General features: G+C 53.2%; 20 protein-coding genes and 1 pseudogene. 12 read left to right on the top strand and 9 right to left on the bottom strand.

All coding sequences use genetic code 11. The features are described from left to right. From HMPREF1028_RS01835 to HMPREF1028_RS01825, 3 genes and pseudogenes are all read left to right on the top strand, one after another. Window positions 1-330, top strand: a pseudogene (locus HMPREF1028_RS01835) (DNA polymerase III subunit delta); the annotation flags it as partial. A gap of 222 nt (window positions 331-552) precedes the next feature. After that, entirely contained in the window at window positions 553-972 is a 420-nt protein-coding gene (locus HMPREF1028_RS01830) for a hypothetical protein (RefSeq protein WP_009311100.1), read from the top strand. A 97-nt stretch (window positions 973-1,069) separates the two neighbouring features. Next, window positions 1,070-1,594 (top strand): RDD family protein, encoded by a 525-nt coding sequence (locus HMPREF1028_RS01825; protein WP_009311099.1) that lies wholly within the window; start codon window positions 1,070-1,072, stop codon window positions 1,592-1,594. A 259-nt stretch (window positions 1,595-1,853) separates the two neighbouring features. On the opposite strand, the gene HMPREF1028_RS01820 is transcribed toward HMPREF1028_RS01825, so the two are convergent. After that, a complete protein-coding gene (locus HMPREF1028_RS01820; RefSeq protein WP_009311098.1) occupies window positions 1,854-3,497 on the bottom strand; it encodes a lactate permease LctP family transporter in 1,644 nt (547 codons plus the stop codon). Between the two features lie 382 nt (window positions 3,498-3,879). Between HMPREF1028_RS01820 and HMPREF1028_RS01815 the strand changes: the two genes are divergently transcribed. Both HMPREF1028_RS01815 and gcvP read left to right on the top strand, forming a co-directional pair. Beyond that, window positions 3,880-4,659, top strand: coding sequence for a FadR/GntR family transcriptional regulator (locus HMPREF1028_RS01815; RefSeq protein ID WP_009311097.1), 780 nt, complete (start codon window positions 3,880-3,882; stop codon window positions 4,657-4,659). A gap of 124 nt (window positions 4,660-4,783) precedes the next feature. Then, window positions 4,784-7,636 (top strand): aminomethyl-transferring glycine dehydrogenase, encoded by a 2,853-nt coding sequence (gene gcvP, locus HMPREF1028_RS01810; RefSeq protein ID WP_009311096.1) that lies wholly within the window; start codon window positions 4,784-4,786, stop codon window positions 7,634-7,636. A gap of 104 nt (window positions 7,637-7,740) precedes the next feature. On the opposite strand, the gene HMPREF1028_RS13150 is transcribed toward gcvP, so the two are convergent. Further along, on the bottom strand, window positions 7,741-7,899 hold the full coding sequence (locus HMPREF1028_RS13150) for a DUF1328 domain-containing protein (RefSeq protein ID WP_003744611.1): 159 nt from the start codon (window positions 7,897-7,899) through the stop codon (window positions 7,741-7,743). 519 nt (window positions 7,900-8,418) lie between these two features. Between HMPREF1028_RS13150 and HMPREF1028_RS01800 the strand changes: the two genes are divergently transcribed. From HMPREF1028_RS01800 to HMPREF1028_RS01785, 4 genes are all read left to right on the top strand, one after another. After that, window positions 8,419-9,249: a carbon-nitrogen hydrolase family protein gene (locus tag HMPREF1028_RS01800; protein ID WP_009311095.1), complete on the top strand. Its 831-nt coding sequence runs from the start codon at window positions 8,419-8,421 to the stop codon at window positions 9,247-9,249. A gap of 231 nt (window positions 9,250-9,480) precedes the next feature. Then, window positions 9,481-10,383, top strand: coding sequence for a ribokinase (rbsK, locus tag HMPREF1028_RS01795; protein WP_009311094.1), 903 nt, complete (start codon window positions 9,481-9,483; stop codon window positions 10,381-10,383). Between the two features lie 377 nt (window positions 10,384-10,760). Next, window positions 10,761-11,321, top strand: a complete 561-nt coding sequence (locus HMPREF1028_RS01790) for an adenine phosphoribosyltransferase (RefSeq protein WP_009311093.1) — start codon at window positions 10,761-10,763, stop codon at window positions 11,319-11,321. Between the two features lie 170 nt (window positions 11,322-11,491). After that, on the top strand, window positions 11,492-13,336 hold the full coding sequence (locus tag HMPREF1028_RS01785) for a lytic transglycosylase domain-containing protein (protein ID WP_009311092.1): 1,845 nt from the start codon (window positions 11,492-11,494) through the stop codon (window positions 13,334-13,336). 582 nt (window positions 13,337-13,918) lie between these two features. Here HMPREF1028_RS01785 and accD read toward each other — a convergent pair. From accD to pmbA, 7 genes are all read right to left on the bottom strand, one after another. Continuing rightward, window positions 13,919-14,794 (bottom strand): acetyl-CoA carboxylase, carboxyltransferase subunit beta, encoded by an 876-nt coding sequence (accD, locus tag HMPREF1028_RS01780; protein WP_009311091.1) that lies wholly within the window; start codon window positions 14,792-14,794, stop codon window positions 13,919-13,921. A gap of 59 nt (window positions 14,795-14,853) precedes the next feature. Continuing rightward, window positions 14,854-15,639, bottom strand: coding sequence for a tryptophan synthase subunit alpha (gene trpA, locus HMPREF1028_RS01775; RefSeq protein ID WP_036528880.1), 786 nt, complete (start codon window positions 15,637-15,639; stop codon window positions 14,854-14,856). Between the two features lie 211 nt (window positions 15,640-15,850). Beyond that, window positions 15,851-16,321: an FxsA family protein gene (locus tag HMPREF1028_RS01770; protein WP_009311089.1), complete on the bottom strand. Its 471-nt coding sequence runs from the start codon at window positions 16,319-16,321 to the stop codon at window positions 15,851-15,853. A 240-nt stretch (window positions 16,322-16,561) separates the two neighbouring features. Then, complete coding sequence (locus HMPREF1028_RS01765; RefSeq protein WP_009311088.1) at window positions 16,562-17,095, bottom strand: glutathione peroxidase; 534 nt, start codon at window positions 17,093-17,095, stop codon at window positions 16,562-16,564. A 74-nt stretch (window positions 17,096-17,169) separates the two neighbouring features. Beyond that, the gene (locus tag HMPREF1028_RS01760; RefSeq protein WP_009311087.1) at window positions 17,170-17,571 is read right to left on the bottom strand and encodes an ankyrin repeat domain-containing protein; all 402 of its coding nucleotides are present in this window, start codon (window positions 17,569-17,571) and stop codon (window positions 17,170-17,172) included. A gap of 147 nt (window positions 17,572-17,718) precedes the next feature. Further along, entirely contained in the window at window positions 17,719-17,988 is a 270-nt protein-coding gene (rpsO, locus tag HMPREF1028_RS01755; RefSeq protein WP_003760895.1) for a 30S ribosomal protein S15, read from the bottom strand. Between the two features lie 203 nt (window positions 17,989-18,191). After that, window positions 18,192-19,523, bottom strand: a complete 1,332-nt coding sequence (pmbA, locus tag HMPREF1028_RS01750) for a metalloprotease PmbA (RefSeq protein ID WP_009311086.1) — start codon at window positions 19,521-19,523, stop codon at window positions 18,192-18,194. Between the two features lie 173 nt (window positions 19,524-19,696). Between pmbA and yjgA the strand changes: the two genes are divergently transcribed. The 3 genes from yjgA to recJ all read left to right on the top strand — a co-directional run bounded on the left by yjgA (window position 19,697) and on the right by recJ (window position 22,871). Further along, window positions 19,697-20,227 (top strand): ribosome biogenesis factor YjgA, encoded by a 531-nt coding sequence (gene yjgA / locus HMPREF1028_RS01745; RefSeq protein ID WP_009311085.1) that lies wholly within the window; start codon window positions 19,697-19,699, stop codon window positions 20,225-20,227. Window positions 20,228-20,390: 163 nt separating this feature from the next. After that, window positions 20,391-21,101, top strand: coding sequence for a hypothetical protein (locus HMPREF1028_RS01740; protein ID WP_009311084.1), 711 nt, complete (start codon window positions 20,391-20,393; stop codon window positions 21,099-21,101). A 69-nt stretch (window positions 21,102-21,170) separates the two neighbouring features. After that, window positions 21,171-22,871: a single-stranded-DNA-specific exonuclease RecJ gene (gene recJ, locus HMPREF1028_RS01735; protein WP_009311083.1), complete on the top strand. Its 1,701-nt coding sequence runs from the start codon at window positions 21,171-21,173 to the stop codon at window positions 22,869-22,871. Window positions 22,872-23,094 lie beyond the last annotated feature (223 nt).

Below are 23,094 nucleotides of genomic sequence, written 5' to 3'. Positions count from 1 at the left end.
GCCCTGCGCGTCGCCCGCCTTTTGGACGGACTCGAAGAAGAAGGCGAAGAACCCGTCTTGCTGCTGTGGGCGGTTGCCGAAGACATCCGCACCCTCATCCGCCTGACCGCCGCGCTCAAACAAGGACAAAGCGTACAATCCGTCCGCAACAGCCTGCGACTGTGGGGCGACAAACAAACCCTCGCGCCGATTGCCGTCAAACGCATTCCCGCCGTCCGCCTGATCGAAGCGCTCAAAACCTGCGCCAAAATCGACCGCATCATCAAAGGCGCGGAAGACGGCGACGCGTGGACGGAATTCAAGCAGTTGGTGACGGGGTTGGCGGTGTAATTTCATCGGGCATGGATAGGCGCTTTTCGCGGCAAGGACGCGCCTGTTCAAAAAGCGTGGAAGTTTGTATGCCGCATCGCTTCTGTACGCACCCAAACGGCAAAAATACTGTAAAATACCGTTAAACATAAAGTTATGATATTTGAGGTCGTCTGAAATCCTGCCTATCTGCTGCAAACCCTTTTCAGACGACCTCCCACCCTTACAAGGAACTGCAACTTCATGGACAACCAAACCAAACTCCGCATCGGCGGCCTGCTCGTGCTGACCACCGCCGTTTTAAGCCTGCTCATCGTCTTAATCGTCGATTCGTGGCCGCTCGCCATCCTGCTCGCCGTCATCATCGTCGCCGCAGCCGCCGGCGGCTTTGTCTGGACTTCGCGCCGCCAGCAGCGCCAGTTTCTCGAACGTCTGAAAAAATTCGACATCGACCCCGAAAAAGGCCGCATCAACGAAGCCAACCTGCGCCGTATGTACCACAGCGGCGGCCAACACCAAAAAGACGCGATAACGTTGGTCTGTCTGTCGCAAAAATGTTCAGCCGACGAAGCGCACGCCATGTTCAAAAAACGCCCGACCCGTCAGGAAATGAACCAAATGGCAGCCCAGCAGGCGCGCGGACAAAAACGTCCCCACCGCTGATTCCTCCCACACAAAGGTCGTCTGAAAACGGATGCGGCGGTTTCGCCCGAACCAAGCATTCCGTTTTTCAGACGACCTTTTTACCGAGCAGACCGCCATGACCGCCCTTCCCCCCGCCCCCGTCAAACGCCGCCTTGCCGCCCTGATGTACGAATTGCTGCTGACCGGCGCCGTAACCGCCATCGCCGCCCTCCTTGCCGGCATCGCCGCGATTTTCCTCAACCCCGTCTCCCAGCTCCTTTCCAGCTTGGTTACCTGCGTTATCTTCGTAGGCAGCTGGTGGCTCTACTTCAAAACCAACTGGACGAAAACCGGCCGTACCCTCGCCATGCAGACTTGGAAAATCGGGCTGTACGGCCGCAACGGCACGCTGCCGCCATTGTCGCAACTGCGCATCCGCTTTATTTGGGCGTGTATCTTCGTCGTTTTCATCCCCCTGCTCGCTTACGCGGTTTTGCGCCACCTGCTCGCCATCCCACCCATGCCCGCCTTCGGCGCCGCCCTTATCTGGCTCATCCTGCCGTGGGGCTTCGCCCTGCTGAATCCGGATCGGCAGTTTTTATACGATTTCTTGGCTGGAACGCGATTGGTCGATTTGAAACAGGAAACATCCGAAAGCTAATTGTTCTACTGTTTCGCCACACAGATAAAAGGTCGTCTGAAAACGAGGCAAGCCCTTGCCGTTTTCAGACGACCTTTTTATCCGCCGTCGTTCTTGTTTGAAACCCAACCCAACTTAAACCATCTTCGATTCACGCATTCCCCTACTGTTTACACGAAACGGAAATGACGGTAAACCTGATCACGCCCACAACGACAAAAAGGTCGTCTGAAACCCAAATTGGATTTCAGACGACCTTTTTTATTTCGAGCCGATTGGCTTATTTATTGAAGAAAACCAGCGTCCACGGCAAGACATAAGCTTGCAGCAGAGTCAGCAGGCCGACGAAGGTACAGAAAATCAAGCTGTGTTTCACGGTGAAGCGGAACAGGTTGGATTCTTTGCCTTCCAGACCGACTGCCGCGCAGGCGATGGCGATGGATTGCGGCGAAATCATTTTGCCGGTCACGCCGCCGGTGGTATTGGCCGCGACGGTCAGTTCGGGTACGACGTTGATTTGATGCGCAGTGCTGGCTTGCAGCGAACCGAAGAGCGCGTTGGCGGAAGTGTCCGAACCGGTCAGGAATACGCCCAGCCAGCCGAGGAACGGCGAGAAGAACGGGAATACGGTACCGGTAGCGGCGAGGACGAGTGCCAATGTGGACGACAGGCCTGAATAGTTTGCCACGAATGCGAAGCCAAGTACCAAGCCGATGGACAGGATGGACAGGCGCAGTTCTTTGAGCGTTTCAAAGAAAGTGCTGACGGCTTCGGAAGGTTTCATTTTCAGCAAGGCGGCGGAAACGATGGAAGCAAACAGGATTGCCGTACCGACTGCGCCGAGGAGGTCGATTTTGAATACGGCGGCGTATGGTGTCGGTTCGCTGACGATGGGTGCGGCTTTTTGTACCAAGTTGTGCAGCATCGGCCAGTCGAATTTGATGGTGGCAACGCCCAAAGCCTCTTTCACGCCCTTAATCGTCCACACGCTGACGAAAACGGTCAGGATGGCGAAAGGCGACCAGGCTTTGATGATTTGTCCGGCAGTGTATTCGCCCGCTTTACGCTCGGCCGGTTTTTTCATGCCGTTAAAGGTGAAGATTTCTTTAGGCTGCCATTTTTTCAGGAAGGCAGACAGGCAGACCAGGCTGACCAATGCGGAGGTCACGTCGGGTAATTCCGGGCCGATGAAGTTGGCGGTAATGAACTGAGTAGTGGCGAAAGACACGCCCGCCACCAATACGGCAGGCCAAGTTTGGCGTATGCCGCGCATACCGTCCATCATGGCAACCAACCAGAAAGGAACGATAATCGACAGGATCGGCAGTTGGCGGCCGGCGACCTGACCGATATGGTAAGGGTCGAGGTTGGACACTTGACCGGCAACCAAGATTGGAATACCCATCGCACCGAAAGCCACGGGCGCGGTGTTGGCAATCAAACACAAACCGGCGGCGTAGAGCGGATTAAAGCCCAAGCCCACCAACAAAGAGGCAGTAATCGCCACCGGCGCGCCGAAGCCTGCCGCGCCTTCGAGGAAGGCGCCGAAGGAGAAGCCGACCAGCAACATTTGCAGGCGTTGGTCTTCGGTAATCGAAATCACAGAAGCGCGGATGATGTCGAACTGCCCTGTTTTCACGGTAATTTTATACAGGAACACGGCAGTAACGATAATCCATGCAATCGGCCACAAACCGTAAGCAAAGCCGTACAGTGCGGAAGAAACCGCCATGCCCGCAGGCATTCCGAAGCCTAATATGGCAACGCCAAGCGCAATCAGCAGCGTATAAAGCCCCGCCTGATAACCCTTGAGCTTCAGGATGGTCAGTGCGACAAAGAAAAAGATAATGGGCAGGAGGGCGACGGCTGCCGTCAAATACAGGCTGCCGCCCACTGCGGTATAGTTTTGAATCCAAGTTTCCATAGGGAAAAATCTCCGAATATTTTTCTAATATATTTTCTTAAATTGGTAAAACCAATTTTGAGAACGGAGGACACTTTACGAAACTTTAATATGGCGGTCAATTATTTTTTCAGACGACCTTACTGCGTCGGCGCAAAATCGTTGTTTAATTTTAAATAAAACAAATCATTATACGAAGTGTAAAAATGTAGCCTGATGTAGTTTTAAAACACATACGGGTAGGACAAGCCATATTGACGGGATACGGGGCGGTAATTAGAATACGGCGACATTGGTCATGCCAATTTTGACGCAGGTTGCCATTTCAGACGACCTGCCGCATCACATTATCGGATTTGAGTCTTCTTCATAGAGAAAATATGAGGGAAAAGAGGGAATTACAATGACAAAACTGGTTCGGCCACAAAAAATCAGCGACCAAATATTGTCGATATTAGAAGAGAGGATTGCGACGGGCGTTTACGAAGAAGGCGGCAAAATCCCGCCCGAACGCACGCTCGCGGAAGAATTCGGCGTATCGCGCCCTTCGGTCAGGGTCGCGCTGAACATCCTGATTGCGCGGCAGGTTTTGGAAGCGCGTCAGGGCGACGGCTATTACGTTTCCGTCAAACCGCAACAAGATTTCCTCCAAAGCTGGCAGGAATTGCTCGGCAAACATACCAACTGGGAAACCGACGTTTTCGATTTCAGCTGCCATATCGAAGGCTGCATGGCATCGCTGGCGGCCGAGCGGCGCACCGATGCCGATTTGAAACGGATTAATTTTTGGCGGCAAAAATTCGAATCCGCCTGCGAAAGCGGCCATCTGGAACATCAAAGCGAAGCCGACGTAAGCTTTCACCAAACCATCGCCGATGCCGCACACAACATCCTCTTCAGCCACCTCTCCGGCGGCCTGCTCAAAATGCTCTACCGCCAGACGCGCAGCAGCATCATCTATTCCAACCAAACCGAAGACCCCCGCCCCAAGCTGATCGCGCAACACCGCGCCATCTACGAAGCCATCTTGGAACGCCGCCCCGCCGATGCCGCCGAAGCCGCCAAAATACACTTAAACTACGTCGCCAACAGCATCTTGCAAAACAGGGCATACCAAAGCCGCAATGAACACGCCGACACGCTGGCGCAGAAAGACTTGAAGCGGGTGCAGGACTGGAAGTAGCTTCCTGCCTGACGGAAATAGCAAGCAGACACAAAACCCGATTATCCGCCCGCAACTGCAAGGTCGTCTGAAAACCCAAATACCTGCCTTCGCGGCAGATTCCTACAACAAAAAAGGAGTAGAAATGAAACTATCCGAACTGTTCAACCCCAACGAATTTACCGCGCGTCATTTGAGTTTCGGCGACGAGGCTGCGCTTTTGGAAGCGCTCGGCGAGAAGAACATGGACGATTTTGTCGGCAACACCGTGCCGCAAAGCATCCGTATGCCGTCCGAACTCGACCTGCCCGAAGCCCTGACCGAGGCGGATGCTTTGGCGAAGCTGAAAGCCATTGCGGCGAAAAACGTGATCAACAAATCCTATATCGGCTTGGGCTATTACCCGACCCGCGTGCCGAACGTGATTTTGCGCAACGTGTTGGAAAATCCGGGCTGGTACACCGCCTATACGCCGTATCAGGCGGAAATCGCGCAGGGGCGTTTGGAAGCCTTGTTGAACTTCCAGCAGGTGTGTATTGATTTGACCGGTTTCCCCGTGGCGGGCGCGTCTTTGTTGGACGAAGCGACCGCCGCCGCCGAAGCGATGGCGATGGCGCACCGCGTGGGCAAAGTGAAATCCGAGCGTTTCTTCGTGGACGAGCGCGTCTATCCGCAGACTTTGGACGTGATGAAAACCCGCGCCAAATATTTCGGCTTCGAGCTGGTGGTCGGTGATTTTGCCAAAGCGGATGAAGGCGAATACTTCGGCGCGCTGTTCCAATACGTCGGCAAAGACGGCGATGTGCAAGACTTGCAAAGCGTCATAGGTCGTCTGAAAACCAAAGGCACGATTGTTGCCGTTGCCGCCGACATCATGAGCTTGGTCTTGCTGAAATCGCCCGCCGAGTTGGGTGCGGATATTGCGTTGGGCAACACGCAACGCTTCGGCGTACCGATGGGCTTCGGCGGGCCGCACGCTGCTTATTTCGCCTTTAAAGACGAGTTCAAACGCTCCGCCCCCGGCCGCATCATCGGCGTATCCAAAGACGCATCGGGCAAACCTGCCTTGCGCATGGCGTTGTCCACCCGCGAGCAACACATCCGCCGCGAAAAAGCGACATCCAATATTTGTACCGCGCAGGCATTGCTGGCAAACTTGGCGGGCATGTATGCCGTCTATCACGGCCCCGAAGGCGTGAAACGCATCGCCAACCGCATTCACGCGCTGGCTTCCGTCTTTGCCGATGCGCTGGTTTCAGACGGCCTCAAAGTGGTTCACGAAGTCTTCTTCGATACCGTTACCGTCGATTTCGGCGGCAAAGAAAAAGCGGACAAAGCGTTCCAAACCGCTTTGGAACTGGGCTACAACCTGCGCCGCGTCAGCGACACGCAAATCGCCGCCGCCTTCCACGAAACATCCGTGCGCGAAGACCTTGCCGTGTTGTACTACGCCTTCACCGGCAACAACACCTTCACGCTTTCAGACGACGTCAAAGGCCGTCTGAAAACCGAATTCCTGCGCCAAGACAATATCTTGCAACATCCCGTGTTCAACCGTTACCACACCGAACACGAAATGCTGCGCTACCTGAAAAAACTCGAAGACCGCGATTTGGCGATGAACCGCAGCATGATTTCGCTGGGCAGCTGCACCATGAAGCTCAACGCCACCGCCGAAATGCTGCCGATTACCTGGACGGAGTTCTCCGACATCCACCCCTACGCCCCCGAAACCCAAACCGCCGGCTACCGCGAACTCCTGACCGACATGGAAAACAGCCTGAAAGCCATCACCGGCTTTGACGCGATTTCCTTCCAGCCCAACTCCGGCGCGCAGGGCGAATACAGCGGTATGCTCGCCATCCGCCGCTATCAGGAAGCGCAAGGCGAAGCGCAGCGCAACATCTGCCTGATTCCCAAATCCGCCCACGGCACCAACCCCGCCACCGCCGCCATGCTCGGTTTGAAAGTCGTCGTCGTCGATACCGACGAACACGGCAACGTCAACATCGACGACTTGAAAGCCAAAGCCGAGCAACACCGCGACGCCTTGTCCGCCATCATGATTACCTACCCGTCCACTCACGGCGTGTACGAAGAAGGCATCCGCGACATCTGCCGCATCATCCATGAAAACGGCGGACAAGTTTACATGGACGGCGCCAACCTCAACGCCCAAATCGGCATCATGCAGCCCGCCGAAGTCGGCGCGGACGTATTGCACATGAACCTGCACAAAACCTTCTGCATCCCCCACGGCGGCGGCGGCCCGGGCATGGGCCCCATCGGTCTGAAAGCCCACCTCGCCCCGTTTGCCCCAGGCCATACCTTGACCGACACGCACAGCGCAAGTGCCGGGCAAACCGCCGTTGCCGCCGCCGCCTTCGGCTCCGCGTCCATCCTGCCGATTACCTGGATGTACCTGACCATGATGGGCAAACAAGGCATGGAGCAGGCAACGCGCTGGGCATTGCTCAACGCCAACTACGTCGCCAAACGCCTGGGCGAAGACTATCCCGTTCTCTACACAGGCAAAAACGGCCGCGTCGCACATGAATGCATCGTCGATTTGCGTCCGCTCAAAGCCGAAAGCGGCATCACCGAAACCGACATCGCCAAACGCCTGATGGACTACGGCTTCCACGCCCCGACCGTCTCCTTCCCCGTTGCCGGCACGCTGATGATCGAGCCGACCGAGAGCGAGAGCAAAGCCGAACTCGACCGCTTCATCGCCGCCCTGAAACAAATCAAACAGGAAGTGTTGAAAGTCGAACGCGGCGAATGGCCGAAAGACGACAACCCGCTGGTCAACGCCCCGCACACCGCCGCCGACGTAACCGGCGAATGGGCGCATCCGTACTCCCGCGAAGAAGCCGTCTTCCCGCTGCCCTTCGTGCGTGAAAACAAATTCTGGCCGAGCGTCAACCGCGTGGACGACGTGTACGGCGACCGGAATCTGGTCTGCACCTGCCCGCCGACGGAAGCGTATGAAGATTAAGGTTTAATATGAAGAAAGGTCGTCTGAAAATTCCAGACGGCCTTTGTTTTAAAAAACGTTCATTCAGAAGGTAGCATGTTTGCAACCTAATCTGTTTGTCAGTTTTATTTTTTCTTGCCAAAAATCAGGGATAACACTGACAAAATCAGGAAACCGACAAACAGGATTTTAGCGATACCTGCCGCGCTGCCTGCAATACCACCAAAGCCCAGTACGGCTGCAATAATGGCGATGACAAAGAAAACAACTGCATAATGAAGCATGGTTTTTTCCTTTCTGTTTGGTGTGCAAACGGTTTGATGTGCAAACGGTTGAGGATAACCTGTCCGTTTTTGTGGGATTTAACAGTTTTAATTACTTAATCAACTATATTGTTGATTAATTTCATACTCACGGATGTAACCGCTTGTAGTACACCTTATCTGATAACTTCTTACTTAGCAAACCGTAGTAATACAAATTTTCAAGAAATCAGCCCATTTATAAAATAACCAAACCATAAATCAACAACTTACATACAGACGTTAAGTTTTGAAAACATTCACATTTTATCGATTAAGATGCACTCAATAAAATTCTTTTTTAAAATCAACAAAAAATAAAAAATAATATTTACATAAAAAGTAATACTAAATCTGCTGTTTGAATCATCATGAAACGGCTCAGAAAAATAAAAGGTCGTCTGAAATGCCATTTCCCTTATTGATTGTTTTTTTGGAACGATTTCGTTATAAAACTAACCATCCCTTGCCCTTTTCAGACGACCTAACAGGAAAACCGCCATGCAAAACATCCGCGCCGCCGCCGTGCAAATGATTTCGTCCACCGACCCCGATGCCAACATTAACACCATGAAACGCCTCGTGCGCAAAGCCGCAAAGCAAGGCGCGGACTGGGTGCTGCTGCCCGAATATTGGCCGCTGATGGGGCGTAAGGATACCGACAAACTGGCTTTCGCCGAACCTTTAGTCGGCGGCAATTTTAGCGAAACTCGCTACGCTCGTTTTCAGACGACCTTGAGCGAAACGGCAGCGGAATGCGGCGTGGTGCTTTTTGGCGGCACGATTCCGCTGCGAAGCCCCGAAGCGGGCAAAGTGATGAACACGATGTTGGTGTACGACCGCGACGGCACGCAAATCGGGCTATATCACAAAATGCACCTGTTCGGTTTTTCAGGTTTGGGCGAACGCTATGCCGAAGCGGACACCATCAGCGCAGGCGGCGATGTGCCGAAATTGGCTGCCGACGGCGTCCCGCTTGCCGCGGGCGTGTGCTACGACTTGCGCTTTCCCGAGTTTTTCCGCGCCCAGCAGCCGTTTGACGTTTTGCTGCTGCCCGCCGCCTTCACTTACACGACAGGCAAAGCGCATTGGGAATTGTTGCTGCGCGCCCGCGCAGTGGAAAACCAATGCTACGTCATCGCTTCGGCGCAAGGCGGCGAGCACGAAAGCGGCAGGCGCACGTTCGGTCATAGCATGATTATCGATCCGTGGGGCGAAATTTTGGACGTATTGCCCGAAGGCGAAGGCATCGTCATCGCCGATTTGGACGCTGCGAGGCTGCAAAGCGTGCGCACCAGGCTGCCCGCGTTGCAACACAGGTTGTTAAAATAAAAACAATTCATCCCCAAACGTCGCCATTTCCGCCTTAAATTCTATGATATGTTGATTTTATCGCAACAAAATTAATCCAAAGTAATATGAAATTGACAATTAATTTTGCATTTATAATATTAGCAGGTACAATTTCAGACTATTTATTTGGGCTAGTCATACATTGCACAACTGCAGACAAAAATAAGGCTGTTCAACAGTCTAGTGCATTTTATAAAAGGGATATCAAGGATGCTCCAAGCTAAAATCGTCGTTATCGGCAGTATCAATATGGATTTAGTCACCCGCGCTTCAAAATTTCCCAGAGCGGGTGAAACATTGCTGGGCAATTCATTTCACCGCTTCATGGGCGGCAAGGGCGCAAACCAAGCGATTGCAGCAGCGCGTTTGGGGGCAGACGTCTGTATAGTCGGCGCGGTCGGCGATGACGATTTCGGCTATGAAATGACCACCAACCTCTGCCGCGAAGGCATCTTTACCGAACACATCCAAACCCTCACCGGCCTGCCCAGCGGCATGGCAAACATTACCGTTGCCGACGATGAAAACGCCATTATCGTTATCGCCGGAGCCAACATGGGGCTGACGGTTGCCGACATCGAAAACGCCGAGCAGCAAATCGCCTCCGCCGATGTGGTTTTGAGCCAGCTCGAAATTCCGATGGACTGCGTCATCACCGCCGCAAAATTGGCGAAGAAATACGGCAAGCCCTTTATCCTCAACCCGGCTCCCGCACAATTCCTGCCTTCGGAATTATGGGAATTGGTCACTCTTCTGACCCCCAACCGCTACGAACTTGCCGACTGCCTCGGCCTGTCGCAAGATTTGAATCCCGAAGAGCTGATTCTAAAAGCCCCCTGCCCCGTCCTGATGACCATGGGCGACAAAGGCGCAGTCTATAAAGACGGAAAAGACGGTTTGCGTTATGTTTCCAGCTTTAAAGTGGACACTGCCGACACTACCGGCACCAGCGACGCATTCAACGGCGCGTTGTCCGTCTTCTGGAATCAAGGCATCGAAACTGCCGTCCGTAAGGCATGTGCCGCCGCCGCGCTTTCCATTACCCAAGACGGCGCGCAAAACGGAATGCCTTTCAAAGAAGAATTGGAACAATTCCTCGCCGCGCATCAATAAATCCATATTCACGTTATGAAACACAAAAGGTCGTCTGAAACCCATCTTCCGGCGTTTCAGACGACCTTTATTAATCTTAAAGATGATTGAGCCGCATTATAGTGGATTAACTTTAAACCAGTACGGCGTTACCTCGCCTTGGCTCAAAGAGAACGATTCTCTAAGGTGCTGAAGCACCAAGTGAATCGGTTCCGTACTATCTGTACTGTCTGCGGCTTCGTCGCCTTGTCCTGATTTAAAGTTAATCCACTATACCGTGTCGTACGCCATGTCATGAATGCTTCGGGGAATGGTTAAACCGCCCCGATGGATTTGGCAACCGATGGTCTGACGGCTACAATATCGCGTTAAAAACTTTTCATTTGGGAACACGCAAAATGTTGGTTCATCCTGAGGCGATGGGCGTCGCCGCATTGGCGGACAAAATCCGCAAAATCGAAAACTGGCCGCAAAAAGGCATTTTATTTCACGACATTACACCGGTACTTCAAAGCGCGGAATATTTCCGCCTTTTAGTGGATTTGCTGGTCTATCGCTATATGGGTCAGAAAATCGATGTCGTGGCTGGCTTGGACGCACGCGGCTTCATCATCGGCGCGGCGTTGGCGTATCAGTTGAACGTCGGCTTCGTCCCCATCCGCAAAAAGGGCAAGCTGCCTTTTGATACGATTTCGCAAAGCTACGCGCTGGAATACGGCGAAGCGACGGTCGAAATCCACAAAGACGCGGTCAAACCCGGCGCGCGCGTGCTGCTGGTCGATGACCTGGTCGCAACCGGCGGCACCATGCTCGCAGGCGTGGAATTAATCCGAAAACTCGGCGGCGAAGTCGTTGAAGCGGCGGCGATTTTGGAATTTACGGACTTGATCGGCGGCAGCAAAATCCGCGAAAACGGCGTTCCCCTGTTTACCCTGCTGCAAAACGAAGGCTGCATGTAAACTTTGCCCATGCCTCAAAGGTCGTCTGAAACAGCCATTCCGCTTTTCAGACGACCTTTTTGTTGTCCCTGATTACGCGGTTAATGTAAATATCGGTTTCAGATTCGGATAATGCCGCCAAATCGTTTAAAATACGGTTCTAATTGATTCTAATAAAGATACGGCAAGTAATGAACGCACAACGCATATTTTCCCTCTCGCTCAGCCTGATTGCCGCAGCCGTCTTGTCGGCGTGCGTCTCTGAAAACGACACCTCATCCAAAGAGCCTGCCTCTTCTCTGACCGAACCCGCCTCCATCCCCGCCCGCCGCGCCGAAGGCGAATCCAAAGTATTGTCCGATTACGGTCAATATCAAGGCGCGCTGGACGCTGCCAAACGCGGCGACGATATGTGGGTGCAACAATTCTTGGCGCAGGCGGGCGACAGCGCGATGGCTGAAACCGTCCGCAACGAATGGCTCAAAAGCCTCGGCGCGCGCGGACAATGGGATGTGTTCCGCCAAGAAAACAAAAAGCTGAATGCGGCAGGTCGGGTGCAAGAAGTGCAATGTTATGCCGAACTGAGCAGCGGCAGCTACAACATGGCGGCAGAGCTTGTGCGCGTTACGAACAAGCTGCCCGCAGGCTGTACCCGCTTGGTCGAAAGCGCGGCATCGGCAGGTCGTCTGAACAACAACGACGCATGGCGCCGCGTACGCGGATTGTTGAGCAACAGCCAAACCAGCGACGCACGCAGCTTGGCAGCCGCCTTAGGCAGCCCGTTTGAGGGCGGCTCGCAAGGTGCGCGCGAATACAGCCTTTTGAACGTCATCGGCAAAGACGCGCGCAAATCCTCCTCCGCAGCCTCCACGCTGTCCGGCATGGAATCCGGCTTAAGCCGCGAACAAAGCAGCTTCGCATGGGGCGTATTGGGACTCTACCAAGCGCAAAATCAAAACATGCAAACCGCGTTGAGCTACTACAACCGCGTTTCCGACCGCAAACAACTGACCGACGAGCAGTTTGAATGGTACGCCCGCGCCGCCCTGCGCCTGCAACGCTGGAACGAATTGTCCGGCATCATCCAACAAATGCCCGACAACCTGCAAAAAGACCCGACTTGGCAATACTGGCTGGGCCGCAGCTACGCCGCACAAGGCAACCAAAGCCGTGCTAAAGAAATGTATGAAAAAGCCGCCGCAAGCGGACGCAATTTCTACGCCGTCTTAGCAGGTGAAGAGCTCGGCCGCCGCGTCAATACCAAAAACAACGTTTCCGACGCCGATAAAAAAGACGTCCGCCGCATGGCAGACGACGGCGCCATCAAACGCGCGCTGGTTCTGTTTAAAAACAGCCAAAGCAGCAACGATGCCAAAATGCGCCGTCAGGCGCAGGCAGAATGGCGTTTCGCCACCCGCGACTTCAACGAAGACAACCTCCTGACTGCCGCGCAAGTTGCCTTTGAAAACCAGTTCTACGACATGGCGATCAACAGCGCCGACCGGACCGAGCGCAAACTCAACTACAACCTGCGCTACCTCTCTCCGTTTAAAGAGACCACCGTCCGCTACGCCTCGCAAGCAGGCATCGATCCTGCTTGGGTTTACGGCCTGATCCGCCAAGAAAGCCGCTTCGTCATGGGCGCGCAATCCAGCGTCGGCGCGCAAGGCCTGATGCAGGTTATGCCCGCCACCGCCCGAGAAATCGCCGGCAAAATCGGCATGAGCAGCAGCGAACTCTACACCATGGACGGCAACATCCGCATGGGCACATGGTACATGGCAGATGCCAAACGCCGCCTGCAAAACAACGAAGTGATGGCAACCGCAGGCTACAACGCCGGCCCCGGCCGCGCCCGCAACTGGCAGGCTTCTACGCCTCTGGAAGGCGCGATTTACGCCGAGACCATCCCTTTCACCGAAACCCGCGACTACGTCAAAAAAGTTATGACCAACGCGACCTTCTACGCATCCCTGTTCAATGAGCCGCAAACCTCGCTGAAACAGCGTATGGGAACCGTTCCGGGTCGTTACTGATTGACGCGGCTGCATCCGATTGTATTGATTGACAGATACGGAAGCCAAACTTGAAAAGGTCGTCTGAAAGTATGTTTTCAGACGACCTTTTTTAGTGTGGATGATGGCAAAAAAACAACGAATCAACTGCTTTAATCCCCATCGCCATCCCGCGCTCTTTTCAATAAACTGGTTGCGCTACCTGCCCCAATCCTTTGTATAGTGGATCAAATTTAAATCAGGACAAGGCGACGAAGCCGCAGACAGTACAGATATAGTGGATTAAAATTGCAACGATACGGCGTTGCCAACGCCCTTATGTACTACCCGTATACGGCGGGCGTTGCCGCCTTGTCTCATTTTTATTTTAATCCACTATAGTACGGAACCGATTCACTTGGTGCTTCAGCACCTTAGAGAATCGTTCTCTTTGAGCTAAGGCGAGGCAACGCCGTACTGGTTTAAAGTTAATCCACTATATCTGTTACTTGCTGCCGTTTATCCAACGTTCAGCCACTGAGTGGGAACACTTTACAAAAAGGTCGTCTGAAAACCGAAAAATCAGTTTTCAGACGACCTTTGTTTAGCTCAAACCTTCCCGGTTTAAGCGGCGTTGACTTTGTCTTCGCGGCGCAGCAGGGTAATCAGGTCGCTGATGCGCTGTTTCATGCTGCGGCGGTCGACGATTTGGTCGATAGCGCCTTTTTCCAGCAGGAATTCTGCGCGTTGGAAGCCTTCGGGCAAGGTTTCGCGGACGGTTTGTTCGATAACGCGCGGACCGGCAAAGCCGATAAGGGCATTGGGTTCGGCAAGCACGACATCGCCGAGGAAGGCGAAACTGGCGGATACGCCGCCCATGGTCGGGTCGGTCAGGACGGAGATGAACGGCAGGTGTTTTTCAGTCAGAAGATGCAATGCCGCGCTGGTTTTGGTCATCTGCATCAATGAGTTGACTCCTTCTTGCATACGCGCACCGCCCGATGCGGCAACGCAGATGAAAGAGCAGTTGTCGGCTACGGCGCGGCGCACGCCTTGAACGAAGCGTTCGCCGACGACGGAACCCATAGAGCCTCCGATAAAGCGGAATTCGAAGGCGGCAATCACGACGGGCAGGCCGTTCATAAAGCCTTTCATCACGACCAACGCATCATCTTCGCCGGTGGCTTTGCGCGCTGCGGCCAAGCGTTCGGGGTATTTTTTGCTGTCTTTGAATTTCAGCGGGTCGGTCGGTTTGATATTGGCGGCGATTTCTTCGCGGCCTTCCTCGTCCAAAAGCAAACTGAGGCGTTCGCGCGCGGAAAGGGGGTTGTGGTGGTTACATTTCGGGCAAACTTGGTCGTTTTGCTGAAGTTCGGTCGAGTAGATGGTTGCCGAGCAGGAAGGGCATTTGTGCCACAGGCCTTCGGGAACGTTGGACGAGCCTTCGCTTTTGCTGCGGTTTTTGATTTTGGGCGGTAGGATTTTGTCTAACCAACTCATGGATGACTCCTTGGAATTCGGGATTCAGACGACCTTTGCGTGTGTTTTCGGAAAAGGTCTTAACGGATTGCGTCTTTTAATTCTTTTACCAACGCGCCGACGGCTTCTGCTTCGCGGCCTGCGTTATTTTCAATTTCTTTGACGATGCGGCTGCCGACGATGACGGCATCGGCAACGGCGCCGATTTTGCGCGCGCTTTCGGCGTTGCTGATGCCGAAGCCGACGCCGATCGGGATGTCGATATACTTGCGCAAAAGCTCTATTTTACGCGAAACTTCTTCGGTATCCAAACTTGCTGCGCCGGTAACGCCTTTGAGCGAAACGTAATAGACAAAGCCGCCTGCAACGCGGGCGATGGTTTGGATACGCTCTTCGGTCGTGGTCGGGGCAATCAGAAAGATGCAGTCGATGCCGCGCGCTTTGAGTTCGTCGTGCAGCGGGGTGATGGTTTCGACAGGGGAATCGACGGTCAGCACGCCGTCCACGCCGGCTTCGGATGCCGCTTGGGCAAATGCCTGATAACCCATTTTATGGATCGGGTTCAGATAACCCATCAGGACGACGGGCGTGTTGCCGTTTGTTTCGCGGAAGCGGCGTACGATGTTCAATACGTCGTTGAGGGAAACTTTGTTTGCCAACGCACGCTCGGCGGCGCGCTGGATGGTCGGACCGTCCGCCATCGGGTCGGAAAAGGGAACGCCCAATTCCAGGATGTCGGCGCCGTTTTCAACCAAACTGTGCATCAGCGCAAGCGTGGTATCGAGATTGGGATCGCCTACGGTGATATAGGGAATCAGGGCTTTTGCGCCGTCAAGCGCGGCAAAGGTTTGCTGGATTCTGCTCATCTTGATTTCTCGTTTCCGTAACGGCTGTTTCCAGCCGGTTTTCATCGACAATAAGTTGGCAAGTATAGCATTGACTGTCTGTTTCGGGCGAAACTGCATGACATTTTCAGTCATTTTTTCATATAGATAAAAGGTCGTCTGAAAATCTTTTCAGACGACCTTTCCAAAACAGGGCAGTCGGAATGCTGCCGCTATGCCGATTTTCCACCGTTTAATCGCGTTTGTGCTCGATATAGTCTTGGTGTTTGGTTTGCGGATCGGCGCGGGTCACCGTGTATTCGCCTTCGATGATATCGCCGTCATCTTCACCACGGCGCGTAAAGGTTTGCTGACGGAAAGACTGCGTATTCATTTGAGCTGCAGGCCGACCCTTTATCGGCAAAAGCAGCAGCAAGGCGATAATGGTGGACACAAAACCCGGACTGAGCAGCAAAATCCCGGCGACGGTATAACGTATCAGCCACAACATCTGATACATGGAAATATTGTCCCCGCTGCGGATGGCCGCACCCGCCAGCAAAATGCCGGACAGCCCCGTGTGGCGCAGCATCATCGTGCCGCCGATAAAGCTGACTATCATCAGCAGGAAAGTGAATCCGCCGCCCAGCCAATCCGCCACCCAAACGATGGACATAATTTCCAAAAACAATAATACTAAAAAACCCACACCGAAATACTGCATCTTTGCTCCTTTAAATTCCGAACCCGCTTCATGCTGCGCAAGTCGGCGCGTTTAGCCGCAATTTCAATCTATCTTATTGAATCTTATTAGATATCATAAACCGACATTTTACACTTCCCGAATAACCGGTTTCCCTTAACATAAAGATAATGCGCCCTACTTTCAAGGCGCGCGAATGTGAAAAACCGTAAGGTTTCGGCACGTTTCTTCAGACGAGGTCGTCTGAAACAGCATGCGCTCTTACAGCAACTTCTTGATATCGTTTTCTATTTCTTCCGGCGTTACGCTGGGCGCAAACCGTGCCACCACTTCGCCTTGCCGATTAATCAGGAATTTGGTGAAGTTCCAGCGGATATCGCCCGCCTGATGCTTACTGCCCCATGCCGCCAGCCGCAACACCGCTTCTTTCAACATATGCCCGCCCCTATCCTTCGGCTGTTGTGCCTTCAAATAAACATAAAGCGGCGATGCGGATGCGCCGTTGACATCGATTTTGTCAAAAATTTTGAATGCAGTACCAAACTTCGTCTGACAGACGGAAGCAATTTCCCGACTGCTCTCCGGCGCCTGTCCGCGAAATTGGTTGCACGGAAAATCCAATATCTTCAAACCTTGCCCGTTGTAACGTTCATAAAGCTGCTGCAACGCCGTATATTGCGGCGTCAATCCGCAGCGCGTCGCGGTGTTGACAATCAGCAGCACCTTACCGCGGTAAACACTCAGGGAAACCGGATCGCCTTGCGCATCGTTTAAGGTGAAGTCGTAAATATTCATGTTGTCCATTCAAAAAGGTCAGGGAAAACAAATCGAGTCAGACAAACGCCGGCTGGGATTTCGAGCCGTATGTTTCATTTTGATTGATGATTTTTATAGTATTTCAACAATGCCATCATTTCTTTTGCCTTCTTTTTGCCATGCCGCTCGTCAGTGACATAATCCGCTGCCTTATTGCCCAATTCATTTTTGATGTCCGGGTTGGCACCGTTTGCCAAAAGTATTTCAAGTATTGCCACATTGCCGTTGAAACAGGCATTTTGGACAGGCGTAAAACCCATTTCTCCCTGTTTGTTGACGTCCGCGCCATTTTGAATCAGCAATAAAACATCTTCGCAGTCTTGGTTGATGACCGCCAAATTCAGCAAGGTTTCATCCATCAAACCCAAATCATGTACGGAGGCGATACGGGGGCGCGAGGCGAAAGCCAAGTTATTTTGATATTTGGCGAACAGATTGGTCAGTTTTTGATCCATGATTTATCCTGGAACGATGAGGCTTAAGAGACGGATATGTTTTCAGACGACCTTTTTCAGACGACCCCGGCAAACCTGCCCTATTGTTTATCGTCAGCCCATATGAAAAAACACCGCTTTCGCAAGCGGTGTCCGGTAAAGCAGCAATTATTTGCGCAGACCCAAGCGGGTGATCAGGTTGCGGTATGTATCAGGTTGAGTACGGCGCAAGTAAGACAACAGACGGCGACGTTGACTGACCATTTTCAACAGGCCGCGACGGCTGTGGTGGTCTTTAGGGTTGGTTTTGAAGTGGGGAGTCAGGTCGTTGATACGGAAAGTCAACAGAGCGACTTGTACTTCAGAAGAACCGGTATCGCCTTCTTTACGTTGGAAATCTTTAACAATTTGTGCTTTTTGTTCTACGGTCAATGCCATGATGGATAACTCCGAAAAATAAAAGAACCGTCATTCGGTTCGGACAAGTTTGACGAGCAGGAAACCCGTTCAAACTCCTGAAGTCTTTTTGTAAAGACGGGCGGATTATGCCACAGTTTGTACGGTTTTGCACGACTAAATCCTGTCTTCAGGCAGTGTTTCGCCGAGACTGTGGCTTTCAGACGACCCGCCCGCCCTGAAACCTACTCCCCCGCCACGGTCATGCTCTCGATCAGCACAGAACCGATTTTGTTGGAAGAGCGGCGCAGCGCGTCGTTGGCGGTACCGACGATGCCGAGGTACATATCCTGCAAGCGGCCGGCGATGGTAATTTCTTGGACGGGGTGGCTGATGATGCCGTTTTCCACCCAAAAACCTGCCGCGCCGCGCGAGTAGTCGCCCGTGATGGTGTTCACGCCCTGCCCCATCAGTTCGGTAACCAACAATCCCGTACCCATTTCTTTCAGTAAGTCGGACTGCGTTTCGTGCGTATGGTTCAAATAAAGGTTGTGTGCGCCGCCGGCGTTGCCCGTGGTCTGCATACCGAGCTTTCTCGCGCTGTAACTGCTGAGGAAATAGCCTTCGACAATGCCGTCGCGGATGACGAAACGCGGCCGCGTGGCGACGCCTTCGGAATCGAAATAGGTGCTGCCGAAGGCGCGGGGGATGTGCGGTTCTTCGCGCAGGCTGAGGAAATCGGGCAGGACTTTTCTGCCTATGCTGTCGATCAGGAAGCTGCTTTGGCGGTAGAGCGCGCCGCCGCTGAGTGCGCCGACGAGGTGTCCGATAAGGCCGCCTGCGACGGTGGTATCGAAGAGGACGGGATAGCTGCCTGTCGGGATGCTGCGGCTGTTCAGACGACGTAAGGTACGCTCGGCGGCGGTTTTGCCGATTTGCTCGGGACTGTCCATGTCTTGATGGCGGCAGGCGGCATCGTACCAGTAGTCGCGCTGCATGCCGTTTTCGTCGGCGGCGACGATGCTGCACGAAATGCTGTGGCGCGTGCCTTGTTGGTGGGCGGTGAAGCCGTGGGTGTTGCCGTAAACGTATTGGTAATGTCCGGTCTGAACGCCTGCGCCTTCGGAGTTTTCGATGCGTTCATCCGCGCTCAGGGCGGCTTGTTCACATTGTTTTGCCAACTCAATGGCGGCTTCCGTGCTTAAATCCCATTCGTGATAACGGTCGAGGTCGCCGACGTGTCGCGCCATCAATGAAGCATCTGCCAGACCTGCGCAATCGTCTTCGGCGGTGTAGCGGGCGATGTCGATAGCGGCTTTGACGGTGTCTTGCAGGGCTTTTTCGGAGAAGTCGGCGGTGCTGGCGCGGCCTTTGCGTTTGCCGACGTACACGGTAATATCCAGCGATTTATCCTGCTGGAACTCGATTTGTTCGATTTCGCCCAGCCGTACGCTGACGCTTTGTCCGATGGATTCGCTAAAGTCGGCTTCGGCAGCCGCCGCGCCCATGTTTTTTGCCAAATCCAAGGCGTGCCCGCATAAGCCGGTCAGCTCGGAGGCGGTGTGGTTGAACAGCATAAAAGGTTTCCTGACAGAGGTTTGCGGCATTTTAACCGTTTTCAGACGACCTCGGCAAAAATACCGCCGCCAAAGGCAAAAGGTCGTCTGAAAACGCCGTTTCGACAGGGCGTTGACGTGGAAACTGCCCGAACGTGCTAAAATACCCAAAACAAAATTAAAGGTTTATCAAAATGTTTGAAAACGAAGACGAATGGGTCAGCAAAACCCAAATGAAAAAGCAGATGAACGATTTGCAGGCTTTGGGCATGGAGTTGACCAAACTCTCGACCGATACGCTGAAAAAAATCGGCTTGGACGAAGACTTGTACGAAGCCGTCGTTACCTACAAAAAAATCACGTCCAACGGCGCGCTCAAACGCCAAAGCCAATTCATCGGCAGGCTCATGCGAGACACCGACCCCGCGCCCATCGAAGCCTTCCTCGCCAAACTGCGCGGCGAAAATACCGCCCACAACGCCTTCTTGCAACGCATCGAACAAGCCCGCACGCGCCTCTTGGCGGACGACAACGCAATCACCCAATTCATGGCGGACTTTCCCCATGCCGACGCAGGCAAATTGCGCACCTTAATCCGCAACACGAAAAAAGAGCAGGAACAAAACAAACCGCCGAAAAACTTCCGCGCCCTCTTCCAAGAAATCAAATCCGTCATGGAAGGCGGTCAGAGCGATTCGGAAGAAACGCAGGATTGGGCAGAATAAATATCGGGGTCGTCTGAAAACGGGGTTGAGGGTTCTGTAAATCCCACCGCCCCGTTTTCAGACGACCTTTTCAAATTTCATATAATCTTATTAAAATATACCGTCATTTTTCAGACATCCCTATTAACAATAAAACAAACCGACCTTTTCAAGGACTACACTTATGAAACTTCGCCTTGCCCTCACTGCCCTCCTCGCCTTATCATTAAACGGCTGTATGACTCAAGAAATGTGGGAAGAGGATAAAAAAGTAGAAAAAATCACTTTTCATCCGATTACTTCCGACCAAGTACATTCTTTCGGTATCGTCAACAAAGACAATGACCAACTTGAAAAAGGCAGCATCGTCATGATGGGCGAAAAATACTGGTTCGTCATTAATGCCAAAGATTCAAAAGACCTGACGCCCATCCTCAATGTCAAACTCGACAAAAAATTCCAAATTGCCGATGCCAAAAAATACAAAAAAGACCTCAAAGCCTTGCCTGTTGTGGTGAACAATGAAAAAGAAGCCGATTTCACCACCGATTTCTGCCTACGCTACGACACTCAAAAAGCTGATGAAATCGCCAAACTGAAAAACCTGTCATTTGAAACCGGCAAAGGTAGAAATAACACTGTCTACCACCGCTGTGTTCACGCCAAAGGCAAATACTACGCCACCCCGAAAAACCTGCCCGCCGACTACAAATTTGAACAAAGCATTCCTGTCTCCATCGGCTATACCACTTCTCGCGTATACACCAGTCCGGGGAAAGTAATAGGCACTATTTTGATGACGCCGCTGACGCTCACTTTTGATGCCCTTACCCCAATACTGTTCATTCCTGCCATGATGATAGGCGGTAGCGACGGCTTTACCCCAAGCTTTTAATAAACTCGTTACGCCTGTTTTCAGACGACCTTTCCGTCCTTGAATACATCAAACATATTTCCACACACCATGCCCGTCAAAATCCAAACCCGCCCCGTCAACCAAAACGTCCTCGATGATTTGCTCACCGCCGGTGCCGATCCTTTAATCGCCCGGCTGTGCGCCTCGCGCGACGTGCAGAGTCCCGCCGAATTGGACGACAAACTCGCCGGCCTTCTGCCTTATCAATCGCTGACGAATTGCGAAGCCGCCGCCCGCCGTCTGGCGGATGCCATCGAGCGCAAGGAAAAAATCCTGATTGTCGCCGACTACGATGCCGACGGCGCGACGGCGTGTTCCGTCGGTATGAGCGGCTTGGCAGCGATGGGCGCGGCGGTGGATTTCCTCGTACCCAACCGCTTCGAACACGGCTACGGCTTAACGCCCGAGCTTGCCGAAATCGCCGCCGCGCAAGGCGTGGATTTGCTGATTACGGTCGATAACGGCATCGCCAGCATCGCAGGCGTGGCGCGGGCGCAGGAATTGGGTTTGGACGTGATCGTTACCGACCACCACCTGCCCGCTGAAACCGTACCCGACTGCATCATCGTCAATCCGAACCAAAAAGGCTGCGGCTTTCCCAGCAAAAGTCTGGCAGGCGTAGGCGTGATTTTTTATGTATTGATGGCGTTGCGTGCCGAATTGCGCCGCCGCGATTATTTTTCAGACGACCTTAGAGAACCGAATCTGGGCGAACTTTTGGATTTGGTCGCACTCGGCACCGTCGCCGATGTCGTCCCCCTCGACCACAACAACCGTATCCTCGTGTCGCAAGGTTTGAAAAGGATGCGTTCCGGCAAAATGCGTCCCGGCATCCGCGCCTTGTTTGAAGTGGCGCGGCGCGACTGGCGCAAAGCGCAGCCTTTCGATATGGGTTTTGCACTAGGTCCGCGCATCAACGCCGCCGGACGGCTGGACGATATGTCGGTCGGCATTGCCTGCCTGTTGGCGCGCGACGACGCAGAAGCGCAGGCATTGGCGGCGCAGTTGAACGACCTTAATATCGAACGCCGCGAAATCGAGCAATCCATGCTGCAAGACGCACTGAACGCCTTTCCCGAAACCCTGCCTTCAGGTCAGACGACCCTGGTCGCCTACCGCGACGACTTTCATCAAGGCGTGGTCGGCATCGTCGCCAGCCGCCTCAAAGACCGCTTCTACCGCCCGACCATCGTATTCGCCCCGGCGGACAACGGCGAAGTGCGCGGTTCGGGCCGCTCCATTCCCAACCTGCACCTGCGCGACGCTTTGGATTTGGTGTCCAAACGCCATCCCGATTTGATTTTGAAATTCGGCGGACACGCGATGGCGGCGGGCTTGAGCATACTCGAACACAACATTCCCGCGTTTCAGACGGCCTTTGAAGAAGCCGTGCGCGAAATGGTGTGCGAAGACGATTTGTCGCAAACCTTCATCACCGACGGCAGCCTGAAAGCCTGCGACATCACGTTGGAACAGGCACAAAACCTCGCCCGCCACGTTTGGGGACAAGGCTTCGCGCCGCCGAGCTTTACCGACGAATTTCACGTCATCCGCCAGCAGCCTTTGGGCGCGGAGGGCAAACATAAAAAAGTCTGGCTGCAAAAAGACGGCTACGAATTTGAAGCCATGTTTTGGCGGTGCAGCGAAGACATCCCCGAATACATCCGCACGGTTTACCGCCCCGTGGCAAACGAGTGGCGCAATCAGATGGAATTGCAGCTTTACATCGATTACTGGGAAGCCGCTTAAGGCTTGCGAAAGATAAAAGGTCGTCTGAAACCAAAAAACAAGTTTCAGACGACCTTTGTTTTCTAGAAGATTATTGTGCGCCAAATTTCAATACCATCGGCAATCAAGAAAACATGCCCGCACAACTTGTATTTAAATTTCAAAAAACCACCTTATCCGAATGATAAAAACCGGCAATCCGAAAGAAAACAAAACCGAAAATCCCCCTTCTACTCAAACACTT

The sequence above is a fragment of the Neisseria sp. GT4A_CT1 genome, from assembly GCF_000227275.1.
Lineage (GTDB): Bacteria > Pseudomonadota > Gammaproteobacteria > Burkholderiales > Neisseriaceae > Neisseria.
The sequence above is the reverse complement of the archived record's forward strand: the minus strand, read 5'-3'. Positions and strand labels throughout refer to the sequence as shown.